The organism is Pseudomonas sp. 9.1(2019) (assembly GCF_009910445.1).
Lineage (GTDB): Bacteria > Pseudomonadota > Gammaproteobacteria > Pseudomonadales > Pseudomonadaceae > Aquipseudomonas > Aquipseudomonas paraversuta.
In genome coordinates this window covers 141,286-165,664 of the sequence record NZ_VBWF01000004.1, presented here as the reverse complement: position 1 = coordinate 165,664, position 24,379 = coordinate 141,286, and the positions used below count along the sequence as shown (strand labels likewise).

20 protein-coding genes are annotated in these 24,379 nt (G+C 60.0%); 14 read left to right on the top strand and 6 right to left on the bottom strand.

Translation table 11 applies throughout. From position 1 onward, the window contains the following. Positions 1 to 239 precede the first annotated feature (239 nt). The 3 genes from FEZ21_RS05330 (at position 240) to choV (ending at position 3,276) form a co-directional block, all read left to right on the top strand. Complete coding sequence (locus FEZ21_RS05330; protein WP_004419573.1) at positions 240 to 1,187, top strand: choline ABC transporter substrate-binding protein; 948 nt, start codon at positions 240 to 242, stop codon at positions 1,185 to 1,187. Between the two features lie 68 nt (positions 1,188 to 1,255). Beyond that, the gene (gene choW / locus FEZ21_RS05325) at positions 1,256 to 2,101 is read left to right on the top strand and encodes a choline ABC transporter permease subunit (RefSeq protein ID WP_004419575.1); all 846 of its coding nucleotides are present in this window, start codon (positions 1,256 to 1,258) and stop codon (positions 2,099 to 2,101) included. Continuing rightward, positions 2,098 to 3,276, top strand: a complete 1,179-nt coding sequence (gene choV / locus FEZ21_RS05320; protein WP_004419578.1) for a choline ABC transporter ATP-binding protein — start codon at positions 2,098 to 2,100, stop codon at positions 3,274 to 3,276. The genes choW and choV overlap by 4 nt, the downstream gene beginning before the upstream one ends. 92 nt (positions 3,277 to 3,368) lie before the next feature. On the opposite strand, the gene FEZ21_RS05315 is transcribed toward choV, so the two are convergent. Continuing rightward, positions 3,369 to 5,309: a BCCT family transporter gene (locus FEZ21_RS05315; RefSeq protein WP_232286863.1), complete on the bottom strand. Its 1,941-nt coding sequence runs from the start codon at positions 5,307 to 5,309 to the stop codon at positions 3,369 to 3,371. Between the two features lie 453 nt (positions 5,310 to 5,762). Here FEZ21_RS05315 and betI point away from each other — a divergent pair, with 453 nt between their 5' ends. From betI to FEZ21_RS05265, 10 genes are all read left to right on the top strand, one after another. Further along, the gene (gene betI, locus FEZ21_RS05310; RefSeq protein ID WP_004419582.1) at positions 5,763 to 6,356 is read left to right on the top strand and encodes a transcriptional regulator BetI; all 594 of its coding nucleotides are present in this window, start codon (positions 5,763 to 5,765) and stop codon (positions 6,354 to 6,356) included. A gap of 109 nt (positions 6,357 to 6,465) precedes the next feature. Further along, positions 6,466 to 7,938: a betaine-aldehyde dehydrogenase gene (betB, locus tag FEZ21_RS05305; RefSeq protein ID WP_160626607.1), complete on the top strand. Its 1,473-nt coding sequence runs from the start codon at positions 6,466 to 6,468 to the stop codon at positions 7,936 to 7,938. A 118-nt stretch (positions 7,939 to 8,056) separates the two neighbouring features. Beyond that, on the top strand, positions 8,057 to 9,760 hold the full coding sequence (betA, locus tag FEZ21_RS05300; RefSeq protein WP_004419586.1) for a choline dehydrogenase: 1,704 nt from the start codon (positions 8,057 to 8,059) through the stop codon (positions 9,758 to 9,760). A gap of 237 nt (positions 9,761 to 9,997) precedes the next feature. Continuing rightward, a complete protein-coding gene (locus FEZ21_RS05295) occupies positions 9,998 to 11,440 on the top strand; it encodes a TldD/PmbA family protein (RefSeq protein ID WP_010656690.1) in 1,443 nt (480 codons plus the stop codon). Further along, positions 11,440 to 12,777 (top strand): TldD/PmbA family protein, encoded by a 1,338-nt coding sequence (locus FEZ21_RS05290; RefSeq protein WP_160626605.1) that lies wholly within the window; start codon positions 11,440 to 11,442, stop codon positions 12,775 to 12,777. The genes FEZ21_RS05295 and FEZ21_RS05290 overlap by 1 nt, the downstream gene beginning before the upstream one ends. Positions 12,778 to 12,918: 141 nt before the next feature. Next, entirely contained in the window at positions 12,919 to 14,349 is a 1,431-nt protein-coding gene (mdtD, locus tag FEZ21_RS05285) for a multidrug transporter subunit MdtD (protein WP_004419591.1), read from the top strand. A 192-nt stretch (positions 14,350 to 14,541) separates the two neighbouring features. After that, positions 14,542 to 15,879 (top strand): ATP-dependent RNA helicase DbpA, encoded by a 1,338-nt coding sequence (gene dbpA / locus FEZ21_RS05280; protein WP_232286864.1) that lies wholly within the window; start codon positions 14,542 to 14,544, stop codon positions 15,877 to 15,879. A 131-nt stretch (positions 15,880 to 16,010) separates the two neighbouring features. Beyond that, positions 16,011 to 17,189 (top strand): NAD(P)/FAD-dependent oxidoreductase, encoded by a 1,179-nt coding sequence (locus FEZ21_RS05275; protein ID WP_010656692.1) that lies wholly within the window; start codon positions 16,011 to 16,013, stop codon positions 17,187 to 17,189. Positions 17,190 to 17,334: 145 nt separating this feature from the next. After that, positions 17,335 to 19,509: a YccS family putative transporter gene (gene yccS, locus FEZ21_RS05270; RefSeq protein WP_004419597.1), complete on the top strand. Its 2,175-nt coding sequence runs from the start codon at positions 17,335 to 17,337 to the stop codon at positions 19,507 to 19,509. 65 nt (positions 19,510 to 19,574) lie between these two features. After that, complete coding sequence (locus tag FEZ21_RS05265; protein ID WP_004419598.1) at positions 19,575 to 20,042, top strand: GNAT family N-acetyltransferase; 468 nt, start codon at positions 19,575 to 19,577, stop codon at positions 20,040 to 20,042. Here FEZ21_RS05265 and FEZ21_RS05260 read toward each other — a convergent pair. Beyond that, positions 20,033 to 20,329: a helix-turn-helix domain-containing protein gene (locus tag FEZ21_RS05260; protein ID WP_004419599.1), complete on the bottom strand. Its 297-nt coding sequence runs from the start codon at positions 20,327 to 20,329 to the stop codon at positions 20,033 to 20,035. The genes FEZ21_RS05265 and FEZ21_RS05260 overlap by 10 nt on opposite strands. Positions 20,330 to 20,384: 55 nt before the next feature. Continuing rightward, positions 20,385 to 20,885 (bottom strand): M48 family metallopeptidase, encoded by a 501-nt coding sequence (locus FEZ21_RS05255; RefSeq protein WP_004419601.1) that lies wholly within the window; start codon positions 20,883 to 20,885, stop codon positions 20,385 to 20,387. A gap of 318 nt (positions 20,886 to 21,203) precedes the next feature. Here FEZ21_RS05255 and FEZ21_RS05250 point away from each other — a divergent pair, with 318 nt between their 5' ends. Next, on the top strand, positions 21,204 to 21,578 hold the full coding sequence (locus FEZ21_RS05250) for a hypothetical protein (RefSeq protein WP_010656693.1): 375 nt from the start codon (positions 21,204 to 21,206) through the stop codon (positions 21,576 to 21,578). A gap of 57 nt (positions 21,579 to 21,635) precedes the next feature. On the opposite strand, the gene fba is transcribed toward FEZ21_RS05250, so the two are convergent. The 3 genes from fba to FEZ21_RS05235 all read right to left on the bottom strand — a co-directional run bounded on the left by fba (position 21,636) and on the right by FEZ21_RS05235 (position 24,374). Continuing rightward, positions 21,636 to 22,700, bottom strand: coding sequence for a class II fructose-bisphosphate aldolase (gene fba, locus FEZ21_RS05245; RefSeq protein ID WP_004419605.1), 1,065 nt, complete (start codon positions 22,698 to 22,700; stop codon positions 21,636 to 21,638). A gap of 259 nt (positions 22,701 to 22,959) precedes the next feature. Continuing rightward, positions 22,960 to 23,178 carry a hypothetical protein gene (locus tag FEZ21_RS05240; RefSeq protein WP_004419607.1) on the bottom strand — a complete coding sequence of 73 codons (219 nt, stop codon included), beginning with the start codon at positions 23,176 to 23,178 and terminating at the stop codon, positions 22,960 to 22,962. Positions 23,179 to 23,210: 32 nt separating this feature from the next. After that, entirely contained in the window at positions 23,211 to 24,374 is a 1,164-nt protein-coding gene (locus tag FEZ21_RS05235) for a phosphoglycerate kinase (RefSeq protein WP_004419608.1), read from the bottom strand. Positions 24,375 to 24,379 lie beyond the last annotated feature (5 nt).

Here is a 24,379-nt window from a genome sequence, read left to right as displayed (position 1 = left end):
TGGAAAAGGCAGTTTCAGCAGCGGAATTTTCCATATACGACCTCCCAAGTACCAGATACGACCCTCCCTGTACTGGATGCGACGCACCCTGTAGGCGTTTGAATTTCACTGTTACATGATCAGTCTCGACTCGATTGCCAGATGCGCGGCCAAACCCCTGCCGGGCATCGCCCAACCGCAACTGATACGTGCGGCTTTTCGATTCGGAAACCGCCACCCAGACACCCAGGAGTCGTTCCATGAAACATTCCCCGTCGCTGTTGCTGGCTGCACTGTTGAGTCTGCCCGTGATCGTCCAGGCTGCCGAGCCGGCGCAATGCAGCACCGTTAACTTCTCGGATGTCGGCTGGACCGACATCACCGTCACCACCGCCGTCACCAGCGAGGTGCTCAAGGCCCTCGGTTACAAAACCAAAACCACCATGATTTCAGTACCCGTCACCTACAAGTCACTGGCCGATGGCAAGAACATGGACGTGTTTCTGGGCAACTGGATGCCCACCATGGAAAACGACATCAAGGCTTACCGCGATGCCGGAACGGTGGAGACCGTACGGGCCAATCTGGAGAACGCCAAATACACCCTGGCCGTGCCCGAAGCGCTGTATGACAAGGGTTTGAAAGACTTCTCCGACCTGCCCAGATTCAAGAAGGAACTGGACGGCAAAATCTACGGCATCGAACCCGGCAACGATGGCAATCGCATGATCCAGACCATGATCGACAAAAACGCCTTCGGCCTTAAGGACGCAGGCTTCAAGGTGGTGGAGTCGAGCGAAGCCGGAATGCTGTCACAAGTCGATCGCGCCCAGCGCCGTGGCACCGAGGTGGTGTTTCTGGGCTGGGAACCGCACCCGATGAACACCCGTTTCAAGATGAAATACCTCACCGGTGGCGATGAGTTCTTCGGCCCCAATTATGGTCAGGCAACCATCTACACCAACACCCGCAAGGGCTACACCCAGGAATGCCCGAACGTCGGCCAGTTGCTGAAGAATCTGGTGTTCACCCTGGACATGGAAAGCACCCTGATGGGCAAGGTGCTCGATGACAAGACCAAACCGGACGTGGCGGCCAGAGCCTGGCTTAAACAGAACCCGCAAGTGCTCGACACCTGGCTGGCGGGCGTGACCACTATCGACGGCAAGCCGGGCCTTGAGGCCGTCAAGGCCAGTCTCGCGAAGTAAGCTCGGGCGCCGGGCGGCACGCTCGCCCGGCTCCGTTTCAATTCCCCTGCATGCGGACGTTCACTACCATGCTGATTGATCACAAGATCCCTCTGGGCGAGTACATCGCCAGCTTCGTCGACTGGCTGACCAAACACGGCGCCAGCACCTTCGACGCCATTGCGCTGACGCTGGAAACCATGATCCATGGCGTGACGTTCGCGCTGACCTGGTTCAACCCCTTTGTGTTTATCGGACTGATTGCACTGCTCGCGCACTTTATTCAACGCAAGTGGGGGCTGACGGTGTTTGTGGCACTGTCGTTTCTGCTGATCCTCAATCTGGGGTACTGGCAAGAGACCATGGAAACCCTGGCGCAGGTGCTGTTCGCCACCTTTGTCTGCGTGATCATCGGGGTGCCGCTGGGCATTCTGGCGGCGCACAAACCCATGTTCTACACCTTCATGCGCCCGGTACTGGACTTGATGCAGACCGTGCCGACATTCGTTTACCTGATCCCGACCCTGACCCTGTTCGGGCTGGGTGTGGTGCCGGGACTGATCTCTACCGTGGTCTTTGCCATTGCCGCGCCGATTCGCCTGACCTACCTGGGCATTCGCGATGTACCCCATGAACTGCTCGATGCCGGCAAGGCCTTTGGCTGTTCGCGCCGCCAGCTGCTCACACGCATCGAACTGCCCCATGCCATGCCCAGCATCGCGGCCGGGATTACCCAATGCATCATGCTGTCGCTGTCGATGGTGGTGATTGCTGCCCTGGTGGGTGCCGACGGCCTGGGCAAACCGGTGGTCAACGCACTGAACACCGCAGACATCGCCCTGGGCTTTGAGGCCGGGCTGGCAATTGTATTGCTGGCGATCATGCTCGACCGGATCTGCAAGCAGCCGGAAGCCAAGAAAGGAGCTGACGCATGAGCATTATCCGCTTCGACAAGGTTGACGTTATCTTTGCCAAAGATCCGCGCGAGGCCCTGGGCCTGCTGGACCAAGGGCTGTCACGGGATCAGATCCTGAAAAAGACCGGGCAGATTGTCGGCGTCGAGAGCGCCAGCCTGGACATCGACAAAGGCGAAATCTGCGTGCTGATGGGTTTGTCCGGCTCGGGTAAATCCAGCTTGCTGCGCTGTATCAACGGGCTTAACACCGTAAGCCGTGGCCAGTTGTATGTGGAGCATGAAGGCAAGCAGATCGATATCGCATCCTGCACCCCGGCCGAACTGAAAATGATGCGCACCCAGCGCATCGCCATGGTGTTTCAAAAGTTCGCCCTGATGCCATGGCTGACCGTACGCGAAAACATCAGTTTTGGTCTGGAGATGCAGGGCCGGCCCGAGAAGGAACGCCGCGCGCTGGTGGACGAAAAGCTGGAGCTGGTGGGCCTGACCCAGTGGCGCAACAAAAAGCCGGATGAACTGAGCGGCGGCATGCAGCAGCGGGTCGGCCTGGCCCGGGCACTGGCCATGGACGCCGATATTTTGCTGATGGATGAACCCTTCTCGGCACTGGACCCGCTGATTCGCCAGGGCTTGCAGGACGAATTGCTGGAGCTACAGCGCAAGCTCAGCAAGACCATTGTGTTTGTCAGCCACGATCTGGACGAAGCCCTGAAACTGGGGAGCCGCATCGCGATCATGAAAGACGGCAAGATCATTCAGTACAGCAAACCTGAAGAAATCGTGCTCAACCCGGCAGACGACTATGTGCGTACCTTCGTCGCCCATACCAACCCCCTGAACGTACTGTGCGGGCGCAGCCTGATGCGCACGCTGGACAACTGCAAACGCATCAACGGCTCGGTGTGCATAGATCCGGGGGACGACTCGTGGATTGATCTGGCAGAAGGCAACACCATCAAGGGCGTGCGCCAGGGTGCCAGCAACGTGGACTTGCAGCACTGGAGCCATGGGCAGGCAGTGGAAGGACTGGGGCGTGGCCCGACCCTGGTGGACTCGGGAATCGGCATGCGCGACGCGCTGCAAATCCGTTATCAGACCGGCAACAAGCTGGTGCTGCACGACAATCAGAAAGTGGTGGGGATACTCGGCGATACCGAGCTGTATCACGCGCTGCTGGGCAAAAACCTGGGCTAGGTGCCCGTAACTGACCTTGTAGGAGCGAGCTTGCTCGCGAGCTGTTCAAACCGGCTCGCGAACAGGCCCGCTCCTGCAGGAGGGACGTTAATTTAGCTGTAAACCCGCCCAAGGAGCTGGCGATGGCTTTCAAACTGGTCGAGCACGTCACGGCTGATTTGCTCTGGGGTGAAGCCCATCAGGTCGTATTCCTGGCTGCCGTTATGCAAATACACTTCAGCCCGGTAGTAACGGTTGCGCACTTCATCCTGACCAGACTCGCCCGGTGCCGCCATGTAGCCGTCCAGGCTGACTTCGTAGACAAACGGGTTGCCTTCTTCCATCTCGACCCGCACGCCCATGCAACGCTTGGCTTTACCCAGCAGGGTCTGTACATCAAAGCCTTGGGCACGCAGTTGCGTGGCGGCTTCTTCCAGTGCCGGAGTCACGTGCTTGTCCATAAAGCGCTGCACCACTGCCTGGGTCGGCTGCAGGTCCTGGGCGGTCAAACGCTCGCTGAAAAAGCCGCTGCGACCACGGGCCGCCAGTTCAGCCTGTTCCTGTTCCATCTGGGTGTCCTGGCGCATCGCTTTGTGCAGGCCGAACATGAACAGGATCAGCACCACCGAAAACGGCAGGCCGGCCAGCACCACCATGGTTTGCATGGCGGCAAAGTTACCGGCAAACAACAGACCGATGGTCACCAGGGTAATCACCACCGACCAGAAGATGCGCAACCAGTGCGGGGCGTCTTCATCCACATCGCCGCCTTTGCAGGACAGGTTGGCCATCATTACCGCGCCGGAATCCGCCGGGGTCAGGAACAGTACAAAGCCGACAAAGATCGACACGCCGATCACGATTTTCGAGGCAGGGTAGTGCTCAAGCAGTTGGTAAATTGCCATCGACGGCTGTTCGAGCGCCGTTTTACCCAACTCCACCGCCCCCTGGTTAACCACCAGGTCCAGGGCCGAGTTACCGAAGATCGACAGCCAGGCCAGGGTGAAGCCCAACGGAATCAGCAATACGCCCGCTACCAGTTCACGCACGGTCCGCCCGCGGGAAATACGCGCAATGAACATGCCGACGAACGGGGCCCAGGAAATCCACCAGGCCCAGTAGAACAGGGTCCACAGACCCAACCAGCCTTCGGTCTTCTTGGTGTCGCCTTCATAGACATACAGGTCGAAGGTTTTCATGACGATACCGTTGAGGTAGTCGCCGGTGTTTTGCACAAAGCCGTTGAGCAGGTGCAGGGTCGGGCCGAACAACAGCACGAAAATCAGCAAGCCACTGAACAGCACGATGTTCAGGTTGGACAGACGGCGAATGCCGTTCTCAACGCCCGAGACCGCCGCGATGGTGGCCACGGTGCTCATCACGATGATCACGATCAGCAAGTTGGTGTTGCTGTGCTCCATGCCGAACAGGTTCTCAAGCCCCGACGACACTTGCATCGAGCCAATGCCCAGATTGGTCACCAGGCCAAGCAACGTCACGAACATGCCGAAGCCGTCTACTGCGTGGCCCGCAGCGCCTTTGACCCAGCGTTCACCCATCAACGGATACAACGCCGAGCGCAGGGCCAGCGGCTGGTTGTGACGATAGGCGAAGTAAGCCACGGCCAGACCGACCAGTGCGTAAATCGCCCAGCCGTGCAGACCCCAGTGCAGGAAAGTCAGTTGCAGCGCCTGGCGCGCGGCCTCGTGGCTGCCCGATACCCCTTCAGGGGGATTGAAGTAGTGATCCAGGGGCTCGGAAGCGCCGAAATACAACAGCGAAATACCGATACCGGACGAGAACAGCATCCCGGCCCAAGCGCCGTAGCTGAAGTCGGGGGTGTCTTGCTTGGTCCCCAGTTTCAGCTTGCCGTAGGACGAAAACGCCAGCCCCACGACGAAAATCAGGTAAGCGGCGATCACCACCATGTAGTACCAGCCGAAACTGCGCGACAGCCATTCCTGGGCAACACCCAGTACGCGGCCTGCTTCTTCGGGGGCGATGATCAAAATGGCAGTCAGCAACAATATCAAGGCAGTGGAGGTGTAAAACACCCAACCGTTGACCGTCACCTTTTGCGGTGGGGTCTTTATAAGAGAAGCAGAACTCATGGCACGGATGCTCCAGGCAGCGCGAGAGAAAGACTTGAGGCTACGCACCACTCGACCAAACGCTTAGATAGCGACCAACGGTCGAGTGATATAAAGACACCGCTAAAAAAACCGGACCCGCCCGGACCCTGCTGTTTCTGTAGGAGCGCGCTTGCTCGCGAGCTTTTTAATCGCGTTACAGGGCTCGCGAGCAAGCTCGCTCCTACACAAAACCGGGGTTCCAGCGATGTTTGCTGTGTCGTTTTGCGCCATTGATGCCCAGGCAAACGGCATAAATCGCGACGATTTGTCGCAGAGCTTATTCTTTGTTGATTGAACGTTCAATCAAAACAAAATAGACTGGTCTTCGCTCAGTGATCGATTTGCACTGCTCGCAGGCCCAAGGAGATTTGCAAGATGCCAAAGGTCGGGATGCAACCCATACGCCGCCAGCAGTTGATCGAAGCCACGTTAACGGCAGTCGATCAGGTCGGGATGGCCGATGCCAGCATTGCGCTGATTGCCCGTTTGGCCGGTGTGTCGAATGGCATCATCAGTCACTACTTTCGCGACAAGAACGGTCTGATTGCCGCCACCATGCGGTACTTGATGAACGTCTTGATCGACAACGTCACCGCCCGCCGCCAGGCGCTGAGCGATGACAGCCCCAGGGCTCACCTGCAGGTAATCGTTGAAGGCAACTTTGACGCCAGCCAGGTCAGTGGCCCGGCAATGAAAACCTGGCTGGCCTTTTGGGCCGCCAGCATGCACCAACCGTCTTTGCACAGATTGCAGCGGATCAACGATCACCGCTTGTACTCCAATCTGTGCTGCCAGTTCCGCCGGGTTTTGCCGCAGGCCCAAGCCCGCAATGCAGCACGGGGCCTGGCAGCTCTCATCGATGGTCTATGGTTGCGGGGTGCCCTGTCGGGAGACGCTTTCGACACCGAACAGGCACAACGCATCTGCTACGAATACATGGATCTACAACTGGCGAAAAAGGTGAGTTAGGCCTCAATCAATGCTTAACCCCTGAACTGTCGTGAATCTGAGTTGCCCCAGTTAGATGGCATCCAGGTTCACGATGAACGCCAACCACTTATGCACTTGCGAGGATTTTATGGCCCGTTTCGAACTGCAAAAACTCTACATCGACGGCGGCTACACCGACGCCAGCAGCGATGCAACCTTCGATGCCATCAACCCGGCTAACGGCGAAGTCCTTGCGCAAGTGCAACGTGCGACTAAAGAAGACGTTGAGCGCGCTGTTGTCAGCGCCGAAAAAGGCCAGAAAATCTGGGCTGCCATGACTGCCGTGGAGCGTTCGCGCATCCTGCGCCGGGCCGTGGACATCCTGCGCGAGCGCAACGATGAACTGGCTGCCCTGGAAACCCTGGACACCGGCAAGTCGTACTCCGAAACCCGTTACGTGGACATCGTGACCGGTGCCGACGTACTGGAATACTACGCAGGCCTGGTGCCCGCCATTCAGGGCGAGCAGATCCCGCTGCGCAACACTTCGTTCGTTTACACCCGTCGCGAGCCGCTGGGCGTTGTGGCCGGTATCGGCGCATGGAACTACCCGATCCAGATCGCTTTGTGGAAATCCGCACCGGCACTGGCCGCCGGTAACGCGATGATCTTCAAGCCAAGTGAAGTCACTTCCCTGACCACCTTGAAACTGGCCGAGATCTACACCGCTGCCGGCGTACCGGACGGCGTGTTCAACGTACTGACCGGCAGCGGCCGCGAAGTCGGCACCTGGCTGACCGAGCACCCGCGCATCGAGAAAATCTCGTTCACCGGCGGCACCGACACCGGCAAGAAAGTCACCTCCAGCGCCACCAGCTCTTCGCTCAAAGAAGTGACCATGGAACTGGGCGGCAAGTCGCCGCTGATCATTTTTGACGACGCCGACCTGGATCGCGCGGCTGACACCGCGATGATGGCCAACTTCTACAGCTCGGGCCAGGTGTGCACCAACGGCACCCGCGTGTTCGTACCGACCGCACTGAAAGCAGCGTTCGAAGCCAAGATTCTGGAGCGCGTTGCCCGTATTCGTATCGGCAACCCGGAAGACGAAAACACCAACTTCGGTCCGCTGGTCAGCTTTGCTCATATGGAAAGCGTGCTGGGCTACATTGCCAAGGGCAAGGAAGAAGGCGCCCGCCTCCTGTGCGGCGGCGAACGTCTGACCCAGGGTGACCTGGCCAAGGGCGCATTCGTGGCACCGACCGTGTTCACCGACTGCACCGATGAGATGACCATCGTCAAAGAAGAAATCTTTGGCCCGGTGATGAGCATCCTCACCTACGACACCGAAGAAGAAGTGATCCGTCGCGCCAACGATACCGAGTTCGGCCTGGCTGCCGGTGTCGTGACCAAAGACCTGAACCGCGCCCACCGCGTGATTCATCAGCTGGAAGCGGGCATTTGCTGGATCAATGCCTGGGGCGAGTCCGACGCAAAAATGCCGGTAGGCGGCTACAAGCAGTCGGGTATTGGCCGCGAAAACGGTATCAGCTCCTTGGCGCAGTACACCCAGATCAAATCGGTACAGGTTGAGTTGGGCGATTACGTTTCGGTGTTCTAAGCCAGCGCCCCCAGCGCCGGCACGCCAGCTCCCACGCACTTTGTGGGAGCCCGGCTTGCCGGCGATCGAGGGCAAAGCGCTCGCCATGACCTGACCAACTTCAAAGAGGGTGCATTTTATGTCCCAAGAATTCGATTACATCATCATTGGTGCCGGCTCTGCCGGTAACACCCTGGCGACCCGTCTGACTGAAGACGAAGGCGTCACCGTGCTGCTGCTCGAAGCAGGCGGCCCGGACTACCGTTTAGATTTCCGGACCCAGATGCCCGCGGCTCTGGCGTTTCCGCTGCAAGGCCGTCGCTACAACTGGGCCTTTGAAACCGATCCGGAACCCCACATGGACAACCGCCGCATGGAATGTGGCCGTGGCAAAGGTCTGGGCGGTTCTTCCCTGATCAACGGCATGTGCTACATCCGTGGCAACGCGATGGACTACGACGGCTGGGCAAAACTGCCAGGCCTCGAAGACTGGGATTACCTGAACTGCCTGCCGTACTTCCGTAAAGCGGAAACCCGCGACATCGGCGCCAACGATTACCACGGCGGTGATGGCCCGGTCAGCGTGACTACGCCAAAAGCGGGGAACAACGTGTTGTTCCACGCCATGGTTGAAGCCGGCGTACAGGCAGGCTACCCGCGTACCGAAGACCTGAACGGCTACCAGCAGGAAGGTTTCGGCCCGATGGACCGTACCGTCACGCCAAACGGTCGTCGTGCCAGTACCGCTCGCGGTTACCTGGACACCGCCAAGCAGCGTTCGACCCTGACCATCGTCACCCACGCCCTGACCGACAAGATCGAGTTTGAAGGCAAGCGTGCGGTTGGCGTTTCCTACATGGTCGGCGACAGCGACACCCGCATTCTGGCCAAGGCCCGTAAAGAAGTGCTGCTGTGCAGCGGCGCGATCGGTTCGCCAACCGTGCTGCAACGCTCCGGCGTCGGCCCGGCCGAACTGCTCAACAGCCTCGATATCCCGGTGGTTCACGACCTGCCGGGCGTCGGCCAGAACCTGCAGGACCACCTGGAGCTGTATCTGCAATACGCATGCACCCAGCCGGTTTCGCTGTACCCGTCCTTGCTGTGGTACAACCAGCCGGCCATCGGTGCCGAGTGGTTGTTCCTGGGCAAAGGCATCGGCGCCAGCAACCAGTTCGAAGCAGGCGGTTTTATCCGTACCCGCGAAGAGTTCGAATGGCCGAACATCCAGTACCACTTCCTGCCGGTTGCGATTAACTACAACGGCAGCAACGGTGTGAAAGAGCACGGTTTCCAGGCACACATGGGTTCCATGCGTTCGCCGAGCCGGGGCCGGATCAACGTCAAGTCCAAGGACCCGCGCGAGTACCCGAGCATCCTGTTCAACTACATGGCGGCCGAGCAGGACTGGCAGGAATTCCGTGACGGCATCCGCCTGACCCGGGAAATCATGCAGCAACCGGCTCTGGACGCTTACCGTGGCCGTGAAATCAGCCCGGGTATCGACAAGCAGACTGACGAAGAGCTGGACACCTTTATCCGTGAACACGCGGAAACGGCGTTCCACCCTTCCTGCTCGTGCAAGATGGGTACCGACGAAATGGCCGTAGTGGACGGCGAAGGCCGGGTGCATGGCATGCAGGGTCTGCGGGTAGTCGATGCGTCGATCATGCCGCTGATCACCACCGGCAACCTCAACGCACCAACGATCATGATCGCCGAGAAAATCGCCGACAAGATCCGTGGTCGTGCGCCACTGCCGCGCAGCACAGCCAGCTACTACGTTGCAGGCGATGCACCGGTACGCGGCAAGCCGCTGCGTGATGTGAGCCGTACCGCGCAGTAACCGCGATTGCGATTGAGCCCGTTCCTGCTGCTGTGGGAGCGGGCTTGCCCGCTATAGCATCACCTCGATTTGCCTGAAGTACCGGGTCGTGCGCATCACGGGCAAGCCCGCTCCCGCAACCGCTGCAGTTTCATCCCTCCCCGCTTGTCCCGGCCTCAACGCAGGCCTACTCTAGTGCCTCGCTTCAGTTCCCAAACCCAAGCTTCGATACACTTTCCGATGTTCGGAGGTCTGTGCATGTTCGATTTCTACCCTCAGCTCAAGCAGCGCTTTGCCGCGTTGCGCACCCGGGCCGAGTTCTTTTCGTTGCGTTATGTGCGCGAGTCCGGGCAACACCTGTCGGTACGCAAGAACGTTGCAGAACCTCCTGCCTTCAGTCACGACCAGGGCGCGATGCTGACCGTGCGGGTCAAGGGCGTTGAAGCCTATGCCGCCACCAACGACCTGTCACAGGCCGGTTTGCAGGCCGCCCTGGATCGTGCCGAGGCCCAGGCCCGCCTGATCACGCCCCACGCGTTGCTCGACCTGACCCTGGAACCGGTATCCCGGGAACGCGCCGACTATTACTCGCCCGATCTGGACCAGACATTCCCGTCCCTCAGCCAGTGCTTTGAGCTGCTGGGCGCCGAGTCGGCAGCCGTGCCCAAAGACCCGCGACTGGTGAGCTGGGACGTGTCCCTGGGACTCAATCACGTCGAGCAGATTTATCTCAACAGCGCCGGCGCCGAGTTGCGCCGGGCCCAGCGCTTCGTGTTTCCGGGCATGAGCGTCACCGCCTATGACGGCAATGACAGCCAGACCCGCAGCCTGGGCCGGGAAAACTTTGGCCAGCAAGGCGGCGTGGATGTGATTGGCCGCTGCGGCTTGATCGGCGCCGCGCCCCAGGTCGCCGAGCAAGCCCTGCAGTTGCTGCTTGCGCCCAACACGCCCCAGGGCCAGCGCGATCTGCTGTTGCTGCCCGATCAGATGATTCTGCAGATTCACGAGTCCATCGGCCACCCGCTGGAGCTTGACCGCATTCTGGGCGACGAGCGCAATTACGCGGGCACCAGCTTCGTCAAGGCCGGTGACTTCGGCAACCTGCAATACGGCTCCAGGCTGCTCAACGTGACCTTCGACCCGACCATTGCCGAGCAGTTGGCCAGCTACAGCTTTGACGACGACGGTACCCCGGCGCACAAGGAGTTCCTGATCCGTGAAGGTTTGCTGCTGCGGCCTTTGGGCGGAGCGCTGTCGCAATTTCGCGCAGGTCTCGACGGCGTAGCCAACAGCCGCGCCTGCAGCTGGAATCGTCCACCGATAGACCGTATGGCCAACCTCAATATCGAACCCGGCGACCAGTCGATGGCGCAACTGATTGGCAATATCGAAAACGGAATCCTGATGGCCACCAACCGCTCATGGTCGATTGACGATGCGCGCAACAAATTCCAGTTCGGCTGCGAATGGGGTCAGTTGATCGAAAACGGTGAACTCAAGGGCGTGGTCAAGAACCCCAACTACCGCGGTATCTCCGAGCAGTTCTGGCGCAACCTGAGCGCCGTGGGCGACGCCAGCACGTTCAAGGTGCTGGGTACCCCCAACTGCGGCAAAGGCGAACCCAATCAGGTGATCCGGGTGGGCCATGCATCCCCGGCCTGCGTGTTCAGTAATATCGACGTGTTTGGAGGTGATGCCTGATGAGTACCCCAATGAGTCAGGCCGGGCAGTTCAAGGCACTGGTGCAGTGGCTGCGCGATGCGCTGCGCAGTCCCGAGCAATTCACCCTGGACTACAATGCCGAAGCCTCGGAATTTATTCGTTTCAACAAGGGCAAGGTACGCCAGGCAGGGTTGGTGCAGCAGGCGAGCCTGAGCCTGAAGCTGATCGACAACGGGCGTCACGCTGACGTCAGCATCACCCTCGCCGGTGAACTGGAGGTCGATCAGCAGCGCTTGTCCGAAGCACTGCAACAATTGCGCGACACCCTGCCCCTGCTGCCGGTTGATCCCTGGCTGCTGCTCAACCCCGAGCCGTGGCAAAGCCACAATGTGCAGGACCAGCCGTTGCCGGACACCGCCCGGGTGCTGGAGGAAATCCGCCGCGCCGCCGAGGGCATCGATCTGGTGGGCTTTTATGCCAGCGGCCCGATCAGCTATGGCTACGCCAGCTCCGAAGGCGCACTGGGCTGGCATCAGGCCAACAGTTTCAATTTTGACTGGAGCCTGTTCCACAGCAACGGCCAGGCGGTCAAAGCCAGCTACGCCGGGGCCGACTGGGACAGCGAGGGCTTTGCCCGGCGCATGCAATCGGCCCGCGAACAGCTGGCCTATCTGGATCGTCCGTTACATGCCCTGGCACCCGGCGAATACCGTGCTTATCTGGCTCCGGCGGCACTGGAAGAAGTGATGAGCATGTTGAGCTGGGGTGGGTTTTCGGCCCAGGCCCTGGCCAGCAAGTACAGCCCGCTGCAAAAACTCTACGCCGGCGATGCGCAGCTGAGCACGCTGGTGTCGCTGGACGAACAGGTCAGCCAGTCCCTGAGCCCGGCGTTTTCCGCTGAGGGTTATCCGCGCCAGGACCTGTCGCTGGTCAGGCACGGCAAGGCCAACCAGCAACTGGTGGGCTCGCGCAGTGCTGCCGAGTACGGCCTCGAGGTCAACGGCGCGCCCTGGGGTGAAGGGCCCAGCGCACTGGCGATGGCAGCGGGCAGCCTGGAACAGGCCGATATCCTCAAGCAGTTGGGTACCGGGCTATACATCAGCAACCTGTGGTACCTGAACTACTCCGACCAGTCGGCGGCACGCCTGACCGGCATGACGCGCTTCGCCACGTTCTGGGTGGAAAACGGCGAAATCAAGGCACCGGTCAACACCATGCGCTTTGATGACAGCGTCTATAGTCTGCTGGGTTCACAACTTGAAGCACTGACCGTGGAGCGCGAGCTGCTGTTGTCGGCCAGCACCTATGACCAGCGCCAGACCGCGTCAAACCTGTTGCCGGGGGCACTGGTAAAAAAACTGACATTGACGCTTTAACCCCCCTGCCCACTGTGGGAACCGGCTTGCCGGCGATTGGTGCAACTGGGCTTTCCTGACCATCGCCGGCAAGCCGGCTCCCACAGAGTGGGGCCAACCGGCCCCGCAGCGGGTTCTCGACTGTTCATAAAAAGAGGTCCTATGCCCGTACGTCCGGTTCTAAGTCCTGAAGTCCTTCGCTGGTTGCCCTGGGTAGTGGCCATCGCGTTTTTCATGCAGTCGCTCGACGGCACCATCCTCAATACCGCACTGCCCGACATGGCCAGCGACCTGAAAGAAAACCCGCTGCGCATGCAGGGCGTGATCGTCGCCTACATGCTTACCGTTGCACTGCTGATCCCGGCATCAGGCTGGATCGCCGACCGCTTCGGCACCAAAAAGATCTTCTTCAGCGCCATCCTCCTGTTCAGTTTCGGTTCGTTGCTGTGCGCGCTGTCCGGCACGCTCAACGAGCTGATCGGCGCACGTATCGTCCAGGGCCTGGGCGGTGCCTTGATGCTGCCCATCGGGCGACTGGTGGTGCTCAAGGCTTATCCGCGTTCGGAGCTGGTGCGGATCATGGGCTTTATCACCATCCCCGGTTTGCTCGGCCCCCTGATCGGGCCGACCATGGGCGGCTGGATGGTGCAGTACCTGAGCTGGCACTGGATTTTCCTGATCAACCTGCCCGTCGGAATGCTCGGCTGCTGGGCGGTCTGGCACTTCATCCCGGACCTGCGCGGCAGCGAGCGTACGCGCTTCGATACCCTGGGCTTTGTGCTGTTTGGCGCCGCGATGGTGTTTATCACCATTGCCATGGAAGGCCTGGGCGAATTGCACATGCCGCACCTGCGGGTGATGTTGCTGCTGTTCGCGGGGCTGGCGTGCCTGGCGGCCTATTGGCTGCGGGCAGGCAATATCAGCAACCCGCTGTTCTCGCCGGTGCTGTTTAAAACCAGGACCTTTGCCGTGGGTATATTGGGCAACCTGTTTGCCCGGCTCGGCAGCGGCGCCTTGCCGTTTCTGGTGCCGCTGCTGCTGCAGGTCGCCCTGGGCTATTCGCCGTCCCAGGCCGGGATGAGCATGCTGCCACTGGCGGCCGCCGCAATGCTGGCCAAGTGGGTGGCGCGGCCGCTGATCGAGCGCGTGGGCTATCGCACCGTGCTCACGACCAATACCTTTGCCCTGGGCCTGATGCTGGCCAGCATGGGCCTGGTCACCGAGCACACGCCGTACCCGCTGCTGCTGGGGATGCTGGCCGTTCTGGGCGCGATCAACTCGCTGCAATTCACGGCCATGAACACTGTGACCCTGATCGACCTCGACGACGCCAGCGCCAGCAGCGGCAACAGTTTGCTGTCGGTGGTCGCGCAGCTGTCCTTGAGCCTGGGTGTGGCGTGCGCCGGGGCCCTGCTCGGCGGTTTTACCGGCGATGGCGGCGATGAGGGGGTGGATACGGTACTTGGAGCATTCCAGCTGACCTTCCTGACAGTGGGCATCATGGCAATGCTGGCGGCCGCGATCTTCCTGCAGCTGTCACCCAAGGACGGGCGCAAGCCCAAGGCCAACTCGGAGCACGACCTGGAGCATTAAGAACGCAACACCTGTAGGAGCGAGCTTTTTAACAGCTCGCTCCTACAGAGTTGTCAGGGTTCAGATGACAACTCGTCCAGAATGTTCAGGCTAAGGGCATAGGGCTGTTACACTGCGCGACATTTTGTTTTGCAGGCCAGTCTCGTGACCACCATTGCCACCGCTTTTAACTCTCTGCCTCTGTCCGCCGCCATGCTGGCTAACCTCGACTCCCTCGGTTATGCCCAGATGACGCCGATCCAGGCGCAGAGCTTGCCGGTGATCCTCAAAGGCATGGACCTGATCGCCCAGGCGAAGACCGGCAGCGGCAAAACTGCCGCCTTCGGCATCGGCCTGCTGAACCCGATCAACCCGCGTTTCTTCGGTTGCCAGGCCCTTGTGATCTGCCCGACCCGCGAACTCGCTGACCAGGTTGCCAAAGAGATCCGCCGTCTGGCTCGCGCCGAAGACAACATCAAGGTGCTGACCCTGTGTGGCGGCGTGTCCTTCGGCCCGCAGATCGGTTCGCTGGAGCACGGCGCGCACATCATCGTCGGCACCCCGGGGCGCATCCAGCAGCACTTGCGCAAAGGCTCGCTGAAACTCGACGGCCTCAACACTCTGGTACTCGACGAAGCTGACCGCATGCTCGACATGGGCTTCTACGATGCCATCGAAGACATCATCCGCCAGACTCCGGAACGCCGTCAGACCCTGTTGTTCTCGGCCACCTACCCGGTCGGTATCAAGCAACTGTCGTCCAAGTTCATGCGCAACCCGCAGCAGGTAAAAGCTGAGGCCTTGCACACTGACAGCCAGATCGAGCAACGTTTCTACGAAATCTCGCCTGAAGAGCGCATGGACGCCGTGACCAAAGTGCTCGCGCATTTCCGTCCGCAATCGTGCGTGGCTTTCTGCTTCACCAAGCAGCAGGTTCAGGAAACCGTTGATCACCTGACCTCCAAGGGCATTTCCGCCGTCGGCCTGCACGGCGACCTGGAACAGCGCGACCGTGACCAGGTACTGGCGATGTTCGCCAACCGTTCGACTTCGGTACTGGTAGCCACAGACGTTGCCGCCCGTGGTCTGGACATCGATGCACTGGACATGGTGCTCAACGTCGAACTGGCCCGCGATTCGGAAATCCACATTCACCGTGTCGGCCGTACCGGTCGTGCGGGCGAAAAAGGGGTGGCGATCAGCCTGGTTGCTCCGTCCGAAGCGCACCGCGCCCAGGCCATCGAGCAACTGCAGAAAGCCCCGCTGAACTGGGAAACCCTGGACACCCTGAAATCCCAGGGCGGCGCGCCATTGCTGCCGGCCATGAGCACTCTGGTGATTGGTGCAGGCCGTAAAGACAAGGTTCGCCCGGGCGACATCCTTGGCGCCCTGACTGGCGACGCGGGCATCCCCGGCGCCCAGGTCGGCAAGATCGCGATCTTTGACTTCCAGGCCTACGTGGCCGTTGACCGCACTATTGCCAAGCAAGCGGCCCAGCGCCTGAGCGAAGGCAAAATCAAAGGCCGCGTACTGCGCGTCCGGGTTTTGTAAACCCAAACGACACACTCATTGTGGGAGCTGGCTTGCCGGCGATGTCAGCACCTCGGACCGGGTTGCCTGCATCGCTGGCAAGTCAGCTCCCACAGTGCTTTTAAACAGAGAATTTTTGTGAGGACACCGCTTTGCGCTCTACCGACGTTGTGATTATTGGCGCTGGCGCCGCAGGTTTGATGTGCGCGCTGAGCGCTGCCGGGCGTGGGCGCAAGGTGATGCTGATTGACCACGCCAACAAGGCGGGCAAGAAGATCCTGATGTCGGGCGGTGGCCGCTGCAACTTCACCAACATGTACACCGAACCGAACAATTTCCTGTCGCAGAACCCGCACTTCTGCAAGTCGGCGCTGGCGCGTTACACCCAATGGGATTTCATCGAACTGGTCAGCAAGCACGGCGTGCCCTACCACGAGAAGAAACTCGGCCAGCTGTTTTGCGATAACAAATCCAGCGACATCCTCGAAATGCTCCTGAGCGAGTGCCAACAGGCCGGCGTCAGCCTGCACCTGGACACCTCGGTGGAGCAGATCGAAAAAACCGAAACCGGCTACAGCCTCAACACCACCCTGGATCAGTTGAACTGTCAGTCGCTGGTGATCGCCACCGGCGGCCTGTCGATTCCGACCCTCGGCGCCACCGGTTTCGGCTATCAAGTGGCCAGACAGTTTGGTCACACCTTGCTGCCGACCCGCGCAGGTCTGGTGCCCTTCACCATCACCGATCAGCTCAAAGAGATTTGCACCGAGCTCTCCGGTACTTCGGTGGACTGCCTGGTGAGCTGCAACGATCAGAGCTTCAGGGAAAATATCCTGTTCACCCACCGCGGTTTGAGCGGACCGGCGATCTTGCAGATTTCGTCGTTCTGGAACTCCGGCGATACGGTTGAAATCAACCTGCTGCCCGACCTCGACGCGCTGAGCTGGCTGCACACCCAGCAGGCCGAACGCCCGAACAGCGAACTGAAGACTCTGCTCGGTGAGATTTTCACCAAGAAGATGGCCAACTTGCTGGCCGAGCACTGGTTTGTGTCCAAGCCCATGAAGCAATACACCCCGGGCGAGCTGGCGGAAGTGGCTGACAGGCTGGCGTGCTGGAAAGTGGTACCGGCCGGCACCGAGGGCTATCGCACCGCGGAAGTGACACTGGGCGGGGTCGATACCCGTGAAGTGTCATCCAAGACCATGGAGTCGCTGAAGAGCCCCGGCTTGTACTTTGTCGGTGAAGTGCTGGATGTGAGCGGCCATCTGGGCGGTTTCAACTTCCAGTGGGCGTGGGCTTCGGGGTACGCCGCGGCGCAGTTCGTCTGACGACGTCACCCTGTGGCCGCTGTCGAAGGCTGCGGCTACAGAGTCTGAGTCAAAAAATATTTTGTGTCCGATGTGAAGAGTGTCATTGCGCTGTCGTCTTATCTGGCTCAATTTAGCGAAATACGAGCCAGGCACCGCCACCTCCATGTCATCGACCTCCTTCAGTCAGTCCCTGCGCCGCTTGTGGGCACGGGACAAGTTCAGTTACAGCGTTCGCGTATTTATCGCCCTGACCGGCAGCATGGCTTTTTGCTGGTATCAGGACGAGATGTCACTGCTGATCCCGCTGTTCCTGGGGATTATCGCCAGCGCCCTGTCCGAGACCGATGACAGCTGGCAAGGCCGACTGAACGCGTTGCTGGTGACCCTGGTGTGTTTCAGTGCCTCGGCCTTCAGTGTCGAATTACTTTTCCCCTACCCCTGGTTGATGGTCTGCGCACTGGCGCTGGCCAGCTTCGGCCTGACCATGCTCGGGGCGCTGGGCGAGCGCTACGGGGCGATTGCCTCAGCCACGCTGATTCTGGCCGTGTACACCATGATCGGTGTCGATCAGCGCGGCGGGGAAGTGCTCAATTTCTGGCACGAGCCCTTGCTGCTGGTGGCGGGCGCGGCCTGGTACGGGCTGCTGTCGGTACTGTGGCAGGCCCTGTTTTCCCACCAGCCGGTACAGCAAAGCCTGGCGCGGCTGTTCTGGGAGCTGGGCCTGTATCTGAAGATCAAGTCCTCGCTGTTCGAGCCCGTGCGCAAGCTGGATGTCGAGGCCGGCCGGCTGGAACTGGCACGCCAGAACGGCAAGGTGGTGGCCGCCCTGAACAGCGCCAAGGAAATCATTTTGCACCGGGTCGGCAACTCCAGGCCGGGGTCCAAGCTCAGCCGCTACCTCAAGTTGTACTTCCTCGCGCAGGACATCCACGAGCGCGCCAGCTCCTCCCATTACCCGTACAACGCACTGGCCGAGGCGTTCTTTCACAGCGATGTGATGTTCCGCTGCCAGCGTCTGTTGCGCCAGCAAGGCGTGGCCTGCCAGCGCTTGTCAGAGTCGATCAAGCTGCGCCAGCCATTCGTCTATGACGACAGCTTTGCCGAGGCCCTGGGCGATCTGCACGCCTCCCTGGAGCATCTGCGCATCCAGAGCAACCCGGCCTGGCGCGGGCTGTTGCGTTCACTGCGGGCGCTGGCCGCCAACCTCGGTACGCTGGACCGCCTGCTAAGCGATGCCAGCAACCCTGACAGCCTTGCCGATGCCACCGACAGCAGCCTGCTGGATCGTTCGCCGCGCAACCTCAAGGATGTGTGGTCGCGCTTGCGCCAGCACCTCACCCCCACTTCGCTGATTTTCCGCCACGCCCTGCGCCTGCCGTTGGCGTTGTCCATCGGCTTTGCGATGGTGCACTGGATTCACCCCAGCCAGGGTTACTGGATCATCCTCACCACGCTGTTTGTGTGCCAGCCGAGTTACGGCGCGACACGCCGCAAGTTCAGCCAGCGGATCATAGGTACGGCCATCGGCCTGGCCGTGGGCTGGGCGCTGTTCGACCTGTTCCCCAACCCGCTGGTGCAATCGATGTTCGCGGTGGTGGCCGGGGTGGTGTTCTTTATCAACCGCACTACCCGCTACACCTTGAGCACTGCCGCCATCACCCTGATGATTCTGTTTTGCTTCAATCAGGTGGGCGACGGTTACGGGCTGTTTCTGCCAAGACTGTTCGATACCCTGGTGGGCAGCGTGATTGCTGCCGCAGCGGTGTTCCTGTTCTTGCCTGACTGGCAGGGCCGACGCCTGAATCAGGTGCTGGCCAATACCTTGAGTTGCAACAGTCAATACCTGCGGCAAATCATGCACCAGTACGCCCAGGGCAAAAGTGACGACCTGGCGTATCGTCTGGCGCGGCGCAACGCCCACAACGCCGATGCTGCCCTGTCGACCACACTGGCCAACATGCTGATGGAGCCGGGGCACTTCCGAAAGGATGCCGATATGGGCTTCCGCTTTTTGGTGCTTTCACACACCCTGCTCAGCTATTTGTCGGGCCTGGGCGCGCACCGCGATACCCGGTTGCCCAGCGACATTCGCGAGCACTTGATCGAAGGCGCTGGGCGCAGGATCGCTGACAGCATCGACCTGATCGCTCAAGGCCTGACCACCAAACAGGCCGTGGCGGTGCAGAGTGACGAAGAAGAAGCGCTGGCCAATGAGCTGGAACAGATGCCGGATGAGCTCGACGAAAGCCAGCGCCTGGTGCAAACCCAGCTGGCGCTGATTTGCCGTCAGCTGGGGCCATTGCGGACCCTGGCTGCGCATTTGATCAAAGCGCCTTAGCGCTTGGCGCCACCGGGCTTCGGGCCTACTATCCGCTGATCGTTTTCTCGCACAAGGACTGGACCGTGACCACTGACTGGCTCTGCAAACACCACACCGATCTGGGCAAGGAGCAGCTCTACGCCATACTGGAGCTGCGTTCGGAGGTATTTGTCGTCGAGCAAAAATGCGCCTATCAGGACGTCGATGGACAAGACCTCAGTGGCGATACCCTGCACCTGATGGGCTGGCAGAACAACCAGCTGGTGGCATACGCCCGGCTGCTCGATCCTGATTCCCAGGGCGGTGATGTGGTCATTGGCCGGGTGATCATTGCCCCCGCGGGCCGCGGGCAAAAGCTGGGGCACGAGCTGCTGGCTCAAGCACTGGAAAATATCGATGACTACTGGCCCGGGCAACCCGTGTTCATGTCAGCCCAGGCTCATTTGCAGCCGTTCTATGAGCAACACGGGTTTAGCGCCGAGGGCGAAATCTATCTTGAAGATGACATCCCGCATATCGGCATGCGCCGTAATCAAACACCTCAGGGATAACCGAGTACCTGCTTGATCTGCGCCAGATGCTGGCCGATCCAGGCCTTGTCGACCGGGCCCCAGCTGTGAATCTGATAGCGGCCGGCATGATTGCGGGCACCATCCTGCTGCTCGAATTCGCAGACGATGTCCAGATCGGCCAGCGCGGCGATGGTGTCCTGGGCGGTACGGCGCGGCATACCGGTGACCTCGGTCAGGGCTGGAACACTGCTGGCGGTCTGGCTGTCGATCAACCAGGCCACATACAGGCGCCGGTAAAAGCTGCTTTTGGTTTTGCTGACTTCCATTCAGAACTCCTGATATCTGTACTTGGCGACTACTTCTGCAGGCGCCTGCAGGCTGTCATCGACCAGCCTGCATGTCACGCCACGTGAGATACACCCGCAGGTCAAATTCCAGCTGGTGGTAGCCCGGCTGCATGTATTCACACAGCTTGTAAAACGCCTTGTTGTGATCTGACTCCTTGAGGTGTGCCAGCTCATGGACCACGATCATTTTCAAAAACTCTGGCGCCGCCTCCTTGAACAACGAAGCTACGCGCAGCTCTTTCTTGGCCTTGAGCTTGCCGCCCTGCACCCGCGAAATGGTGGTGTGCAAACCCAGCGCACGGTGGGTCAGATCCAGCTTGTTATCAAACAGCACCTTGTCGAAGGACGGCGCATTGCGCAGGTGTTCCTGCTTCAGTTCCAGCGCATAGGCATACAAGGCCTTGTCGCTTTGCACCGCGTGACGTTGTGGATAACGCTCGCTCAGGTAACTGCCCAGCTGATCGCGCTCAATCAGGTGACGCACCTGATCTTGCAAGGTCTGGGGATAAGCCTGGAGGTATTTGAGGACAGTCATGGGGCGCCAACGTACAACGTAAAGGTGCGCCAGTGTAGCGAATTCAGGATTAAGCAGTGCCATCACTTCAACTGGCCATTTTTAAAGGCTAGTCATGATTGATTTGGCAACCTGGAACCTGAGCGTTCAGCAAACTGGATATTCACCACAACAAGCTCTGACATCCGGGCCGCAAAGTCAGAACTTACTCTGAAACGCGTAGGACGTTTCCTAGAATGTAATTTCGCCTCGAGTGCCACTTGCTGCGTTGAAAGTCACGGGGCTATCTTCTTGAGTCGCCTCAGTCTTGGCTCGAATGATGGCCTGCGTGGAAAACCCATGAAAGCTTCCAAGCCCAAACGTATCAAGCGCGATGATCATCAATACGATGAAGCAACCCGGCGCATTCTCGACCGCCTGCGCGCTGCGCCCGCCCTGCTCGATGAGCTTGAACCTACCCGGCCCCGGAAAATCAGCCCCCGCTCTCCCTTTGCAGTGTTGCCCGACATCCCTGCACTGGAGGCCCTGGTGCATGTCTCAGTGATGCTCAAGAGCGCAGAAGAGGTCTCGGACGAGATCACTGAAATGGCCAGTGGCATCGAGCGCGGCTTGGTGTGGTCGCTGGTGCACTCGGTGGAAATGGCCCGTTCGCTGGTGGATGCACTGCTCCAGGGCAACGGCGTCGACCCGGAGCAATTACAGCGTCCCGGATGACGCCCACAAAAAAGCCCGCATTGCGAATCGCAGCGGGCTTTTTTAAACGCCAGGGTCTTAGTTGACCTTGGCGTTCAGCTCACCTTTGAGGTAGCGCTGGTACATGGCTTCGAGGGAGATCGGCTTGATCTTCGAGGCATTACCGGCAGTACCGAAGGCTTCGTAACGTGCGATACACACGTCACGCATGGCGGTCACGGTTGCGCCGAAGAACTTGCGCGGGTCGAACTCGCTCGGGTTGGTGGCCATCAGGCGACGCATGGCGCCAGTGGATGCCAGACGCAGGTCGGTGTCGATGTTGACCTTGCGCACGCCGTGCTTGATGCCTTCAACGATTTCTTCTACCGGCACACCGTAGGTTTCTTTGATGTCGCCGCCGAATTCATTGATGATCGCCAGCCACTCTTGTGGCACAGACGACGAACCGTGCATCACCAGGTGAGTGTTGGGGATACGTTTGTGGATCTCTTTGATCCGGTCGATGGCCAGCACGTCACCGGTAGGTGGCTTGGTGAACTTGTAAGCGCCGTGGGAAGTACCGATGGCGATAGCCAGGGCGTCCACTTGGGTGCGCTTGACGAAGTCAGCCGCTTCTTCCGGGTCGGTCAGCATCTGGCTGTGATCCAGAACGCCTTCTGCGCCGATGCCGTCTTCTTCGCCAGCCATGCCGGTTTCCAGGGAACCCAGGCAGCCCAGCTCGCCTTCAACCGATACGCCGCAGGCGTGAGCCAGGGCAACAGTCTGCTGAGTGACACGCACGTTGTAGTCGTAGTCGGTCGGCGTTTTGCCGTCTTCGCCGAGCGAGCCGTCCATCATCACCGAGCTGAAGCCCAGCTGGATCGAGCGCTGGCAGACGTCAGGGCTGGTGCCGTGGTCCTGGTGCATGCACACCGGGATATGCGGGAATTCTTCGATTGCCGCCAGGATCAGGTGACGCAGGAACGGTGCACCTGCGTATTTACGCGCACCGGCCGAAGCCTGAACGATCACCGGGGAGTCAGTCTTGTCAGCGGCTTCCATAATGGCGCGCATCTGCTCAAGGTTGTTGACGTTGAAGGCTGGAACGCCGTAGCCGAATTCGGCGGCGTGGTCCAACATCTGGCGCATGCTGATAAGTGCCATTGTGTGTGTCTCTCCCGGACGAGGGTCGTTAATCGTGCAAGCCTGCCGTAGCGGCGGCTGCTATTCAAGTTATTGCAGATCGGGGGCGCGCCCCTGAAATGCGAATTCTGTTGAGCTGAAACGTTACAGCTTCAGCTATAGCTACTCGCTATTTAATGTGGGAGCTGGCTTGCCAGCGATGCAGGTAATACGGTCTGTCAGGCAAACCGCCTCGATGCCATCGCTGGCAGGCCAGCTGCCACAATATCTCTCACCCGCTTTACGGGCACCCGTGCTCTTTTGAAGGTTGGGGCGACTCGTATTTCTCCAGCGCCTCCGGCCCTGAGCGTTTATTCACCAGCGGCACACTCTGCGCCTGCCATTCTGCCTGGTAGCAACCACTCTCTTCAGGGGTTGCAGCCTCGGGCGTCGGCTTGCTCGAACCGGCACAACCGGCCAAAAAGCCCGCAATCATTAACAGCGGTAACAACTTGACCATGTCGATGCTTCCTTTCAGGGCCTGAGTCATGTTCAGGCTTTGGCGCGGCTTTCCAGGATTTCAACGGCAGGCAATACCTTGCCCTCAACGAACTCGAGAAATGCACCGCCGCCGGTGGAGATGTAAGAAATCTGATCGGCAATACCGTACTTGTCGATGGCCGCCAGGGTGTCGCCGCCGCCAGCGATGGAAAATGCCGAACTTTCGGCAATCGCTTTGGCCAGCGTTTTGGTGCCTTCGCCGAACTGGTCGAATTCGAAGACGCCCACCGGGCCGTTCCACAGAATGGTTTTGGACGACTTCAGCAGTTCTGCGAAGTGCGCGGCCGTTTGCGGACCGATATCCAGGATCATGTCGTCTGCTGCCACGTCAGCGATCAGTTTGACCGTCGCTACAGCCGACTCAGCGAATTCCTTGGCAACCACCACATCAGTCGGCAAAGGCACGTTGACCTTGGCCGCAATGGCGCGGGCAGTGTCCAGCAGATCCGGCTCGTACAGCGATTTGCCCACCGGGTGACCCGCAGCGGCAAGGAAGGTGTTGGCGATACCGCCACCCACGATCAACAGATCGCAGATCTGGCTCAGGCTGTTGAGCACTTCAAGTTTGGTCGACACCTTGGAGCCAGCAACGATCGCCGCCATTGGCTTGGCCGGGGCGCCCAGGGCCTTGCCCAGTGCTTCCAGCTCGGCCGCCAGCAACGGGCCTGCCGCTGCAACCTTGGCGAACTTGGCTACGCCGTGGGTCGAACCTTCGGCACGGTGCGCAGTACCGAACGCATCCATTACAAATACGTCGCACAGGGCGGCGTATTGCTTGGCCAGTTCGTCGGCGTTTTTCTTTTCGCCCTTGTTGAAGCGCACGTTTTCGAACAGCACGATGTTGCCGGGCTCAACGTCGACGCCATCGAGGTAGTCGCTGACCAGCGGCACGTCGCGGCCAAGGGCTTTGCTCAGGTACTCGGCGACAGGCTTGAGGCTGTTTTCAGCCGAGAACTCGCCTTCAGTCGGACGTCCCAGGTGCGAGCAGACCATGACAGCCGCGCCTTTTTCCAACGCCAGCTTGATGGTCGGCAGCGAAGCAAGGATGCGCGCATCGCTGGTGACTACACCGTCCTTTACCGGGACGTTGAGGTCTTCGCGGATCAGTACGCGCTTACCTTGCAGATCGAGGTCGGTCATCTTCAACACGGTCATGGGTC

Excerpts from the sequence above, each read along its gene's own strand:
- FEZ21_RS05330 (WP_004419573.1), top strand. The coding sequence starts at position 240 with ATGAAACATTCCCCGTCGCTGTTGCTGGCTGCACTGTTGAGTCTGCCC.
- choW (WP_004419575.1), top strand. The coding sequence starts at position 1,256 with ATGCTGATTGATCACAAGATCCCTCTGGGCGAGTACATCGCCAGCTTC.
- choV (WP_004419578.1), top strand. The coding sequence starts at position 2,098 with ATGAGCATTATCCGCTTCGACAAGGTTGACGTTATCTTTGCCAAAGAT.
- betI (WP_004419582.1), top strand. The coding sequence starts at position 5,763 with ATGCCAAAGGTCGGGATGCAACCCATACGCCGCCAGCAGTTGATCGAA.
- betB (WP_160626607.1), top strand. The coding sequence starts at position 6,466 with ATGGCCCGTTTCGAACTGCAAAAACTCTACATCGACGGCGGCTACACC.
- betA (WP_004419586.1), top strand. The coding sequence starts at position 8,057 with ATGTCCCAAGAATTCGATTACATCATCATTGGTGCCGGCTCTGCCGGT.
- FEZ21_RS05295 (WP_010656690.1), top strand. The coding sequence starts at position 9,998 with ATGTTCGATTTCTACCCTCAGCTCAAGCAGCGCTTTGCCGCGTTGCGC.
- FEZ21_RS05290 (WP_160626605.1), top strand. The coding sequence starts at position 11,440 with ATGAGTACCCCAATGAGTCAGGCCGGGCAGTTCAAGGCACTGGTGCAG.
- mdtD (WP_004419591.1), top strand. The coding sequence starts at position 12,919 with ATGCCCGTACGTCCGGTTCTAAGTCCTGAAGTCCTTCGCTGGTTGCCC.
- dbpA (WP_232286864.1), top strand. The coding sequence starts at position 14,542 with ATGCTGGCTAACCTCGACTCCCTCGGTTATGCCCAGATGACGCCGATC.
- yccS (WP_004419597.1), top strand. The coding sequence starts at position 17,335 with ATGTCATCGACCTCCTTCAGTCAGTCCCTGCGCCGCTTGTGGGCACGG.
- FEZ21_RS05260 (WP_004419599.1), bottom strand. The coding sequence starts at position 20,329 with ATGGAAGTCAGCAAAACCAAAAGCAGCTTTTACCGGCGCCTGTATGTG.
- FEZ21_RS05255 (WP_004419601.1), bottom strand. The coding sequence starts at position 20,885 with ATGACTGTCCTCAAATACCTCCAGGCTTATCCCCAGACCTTGCAAGAT.
- FEZ21_RS05250 (WP_010656693.1), top strand. The coding sequence starts at position 21,204 with ATGAAAGCTTCCAAGCCCAAACGTATCAAGCGCGATGATCATCAATAC.
- fba (WP_004419605.1), bottom strand. The coding sequence starts at position 22,700 with ATGGCACTTATCAGCATGCGCCAGATGTTGGACCACGCCGCCGAATTC.
- FEZ21_RS05240 (WP_004419607.1), bottom strand. The coding sequence starts at position 23,178 with ATGGTCAAGTTGTTACCGCTGTTAATGATTGCGGGCTTTTTGGCCGGT.
- FEZ21_RS05235 (WP_004419608.1), bottom strand. The coding sequence starts at position 24,374 with ATGACCGTGTTGAAGATGACCGACCTCGATCTGCAAGGTAAGCGCGTA.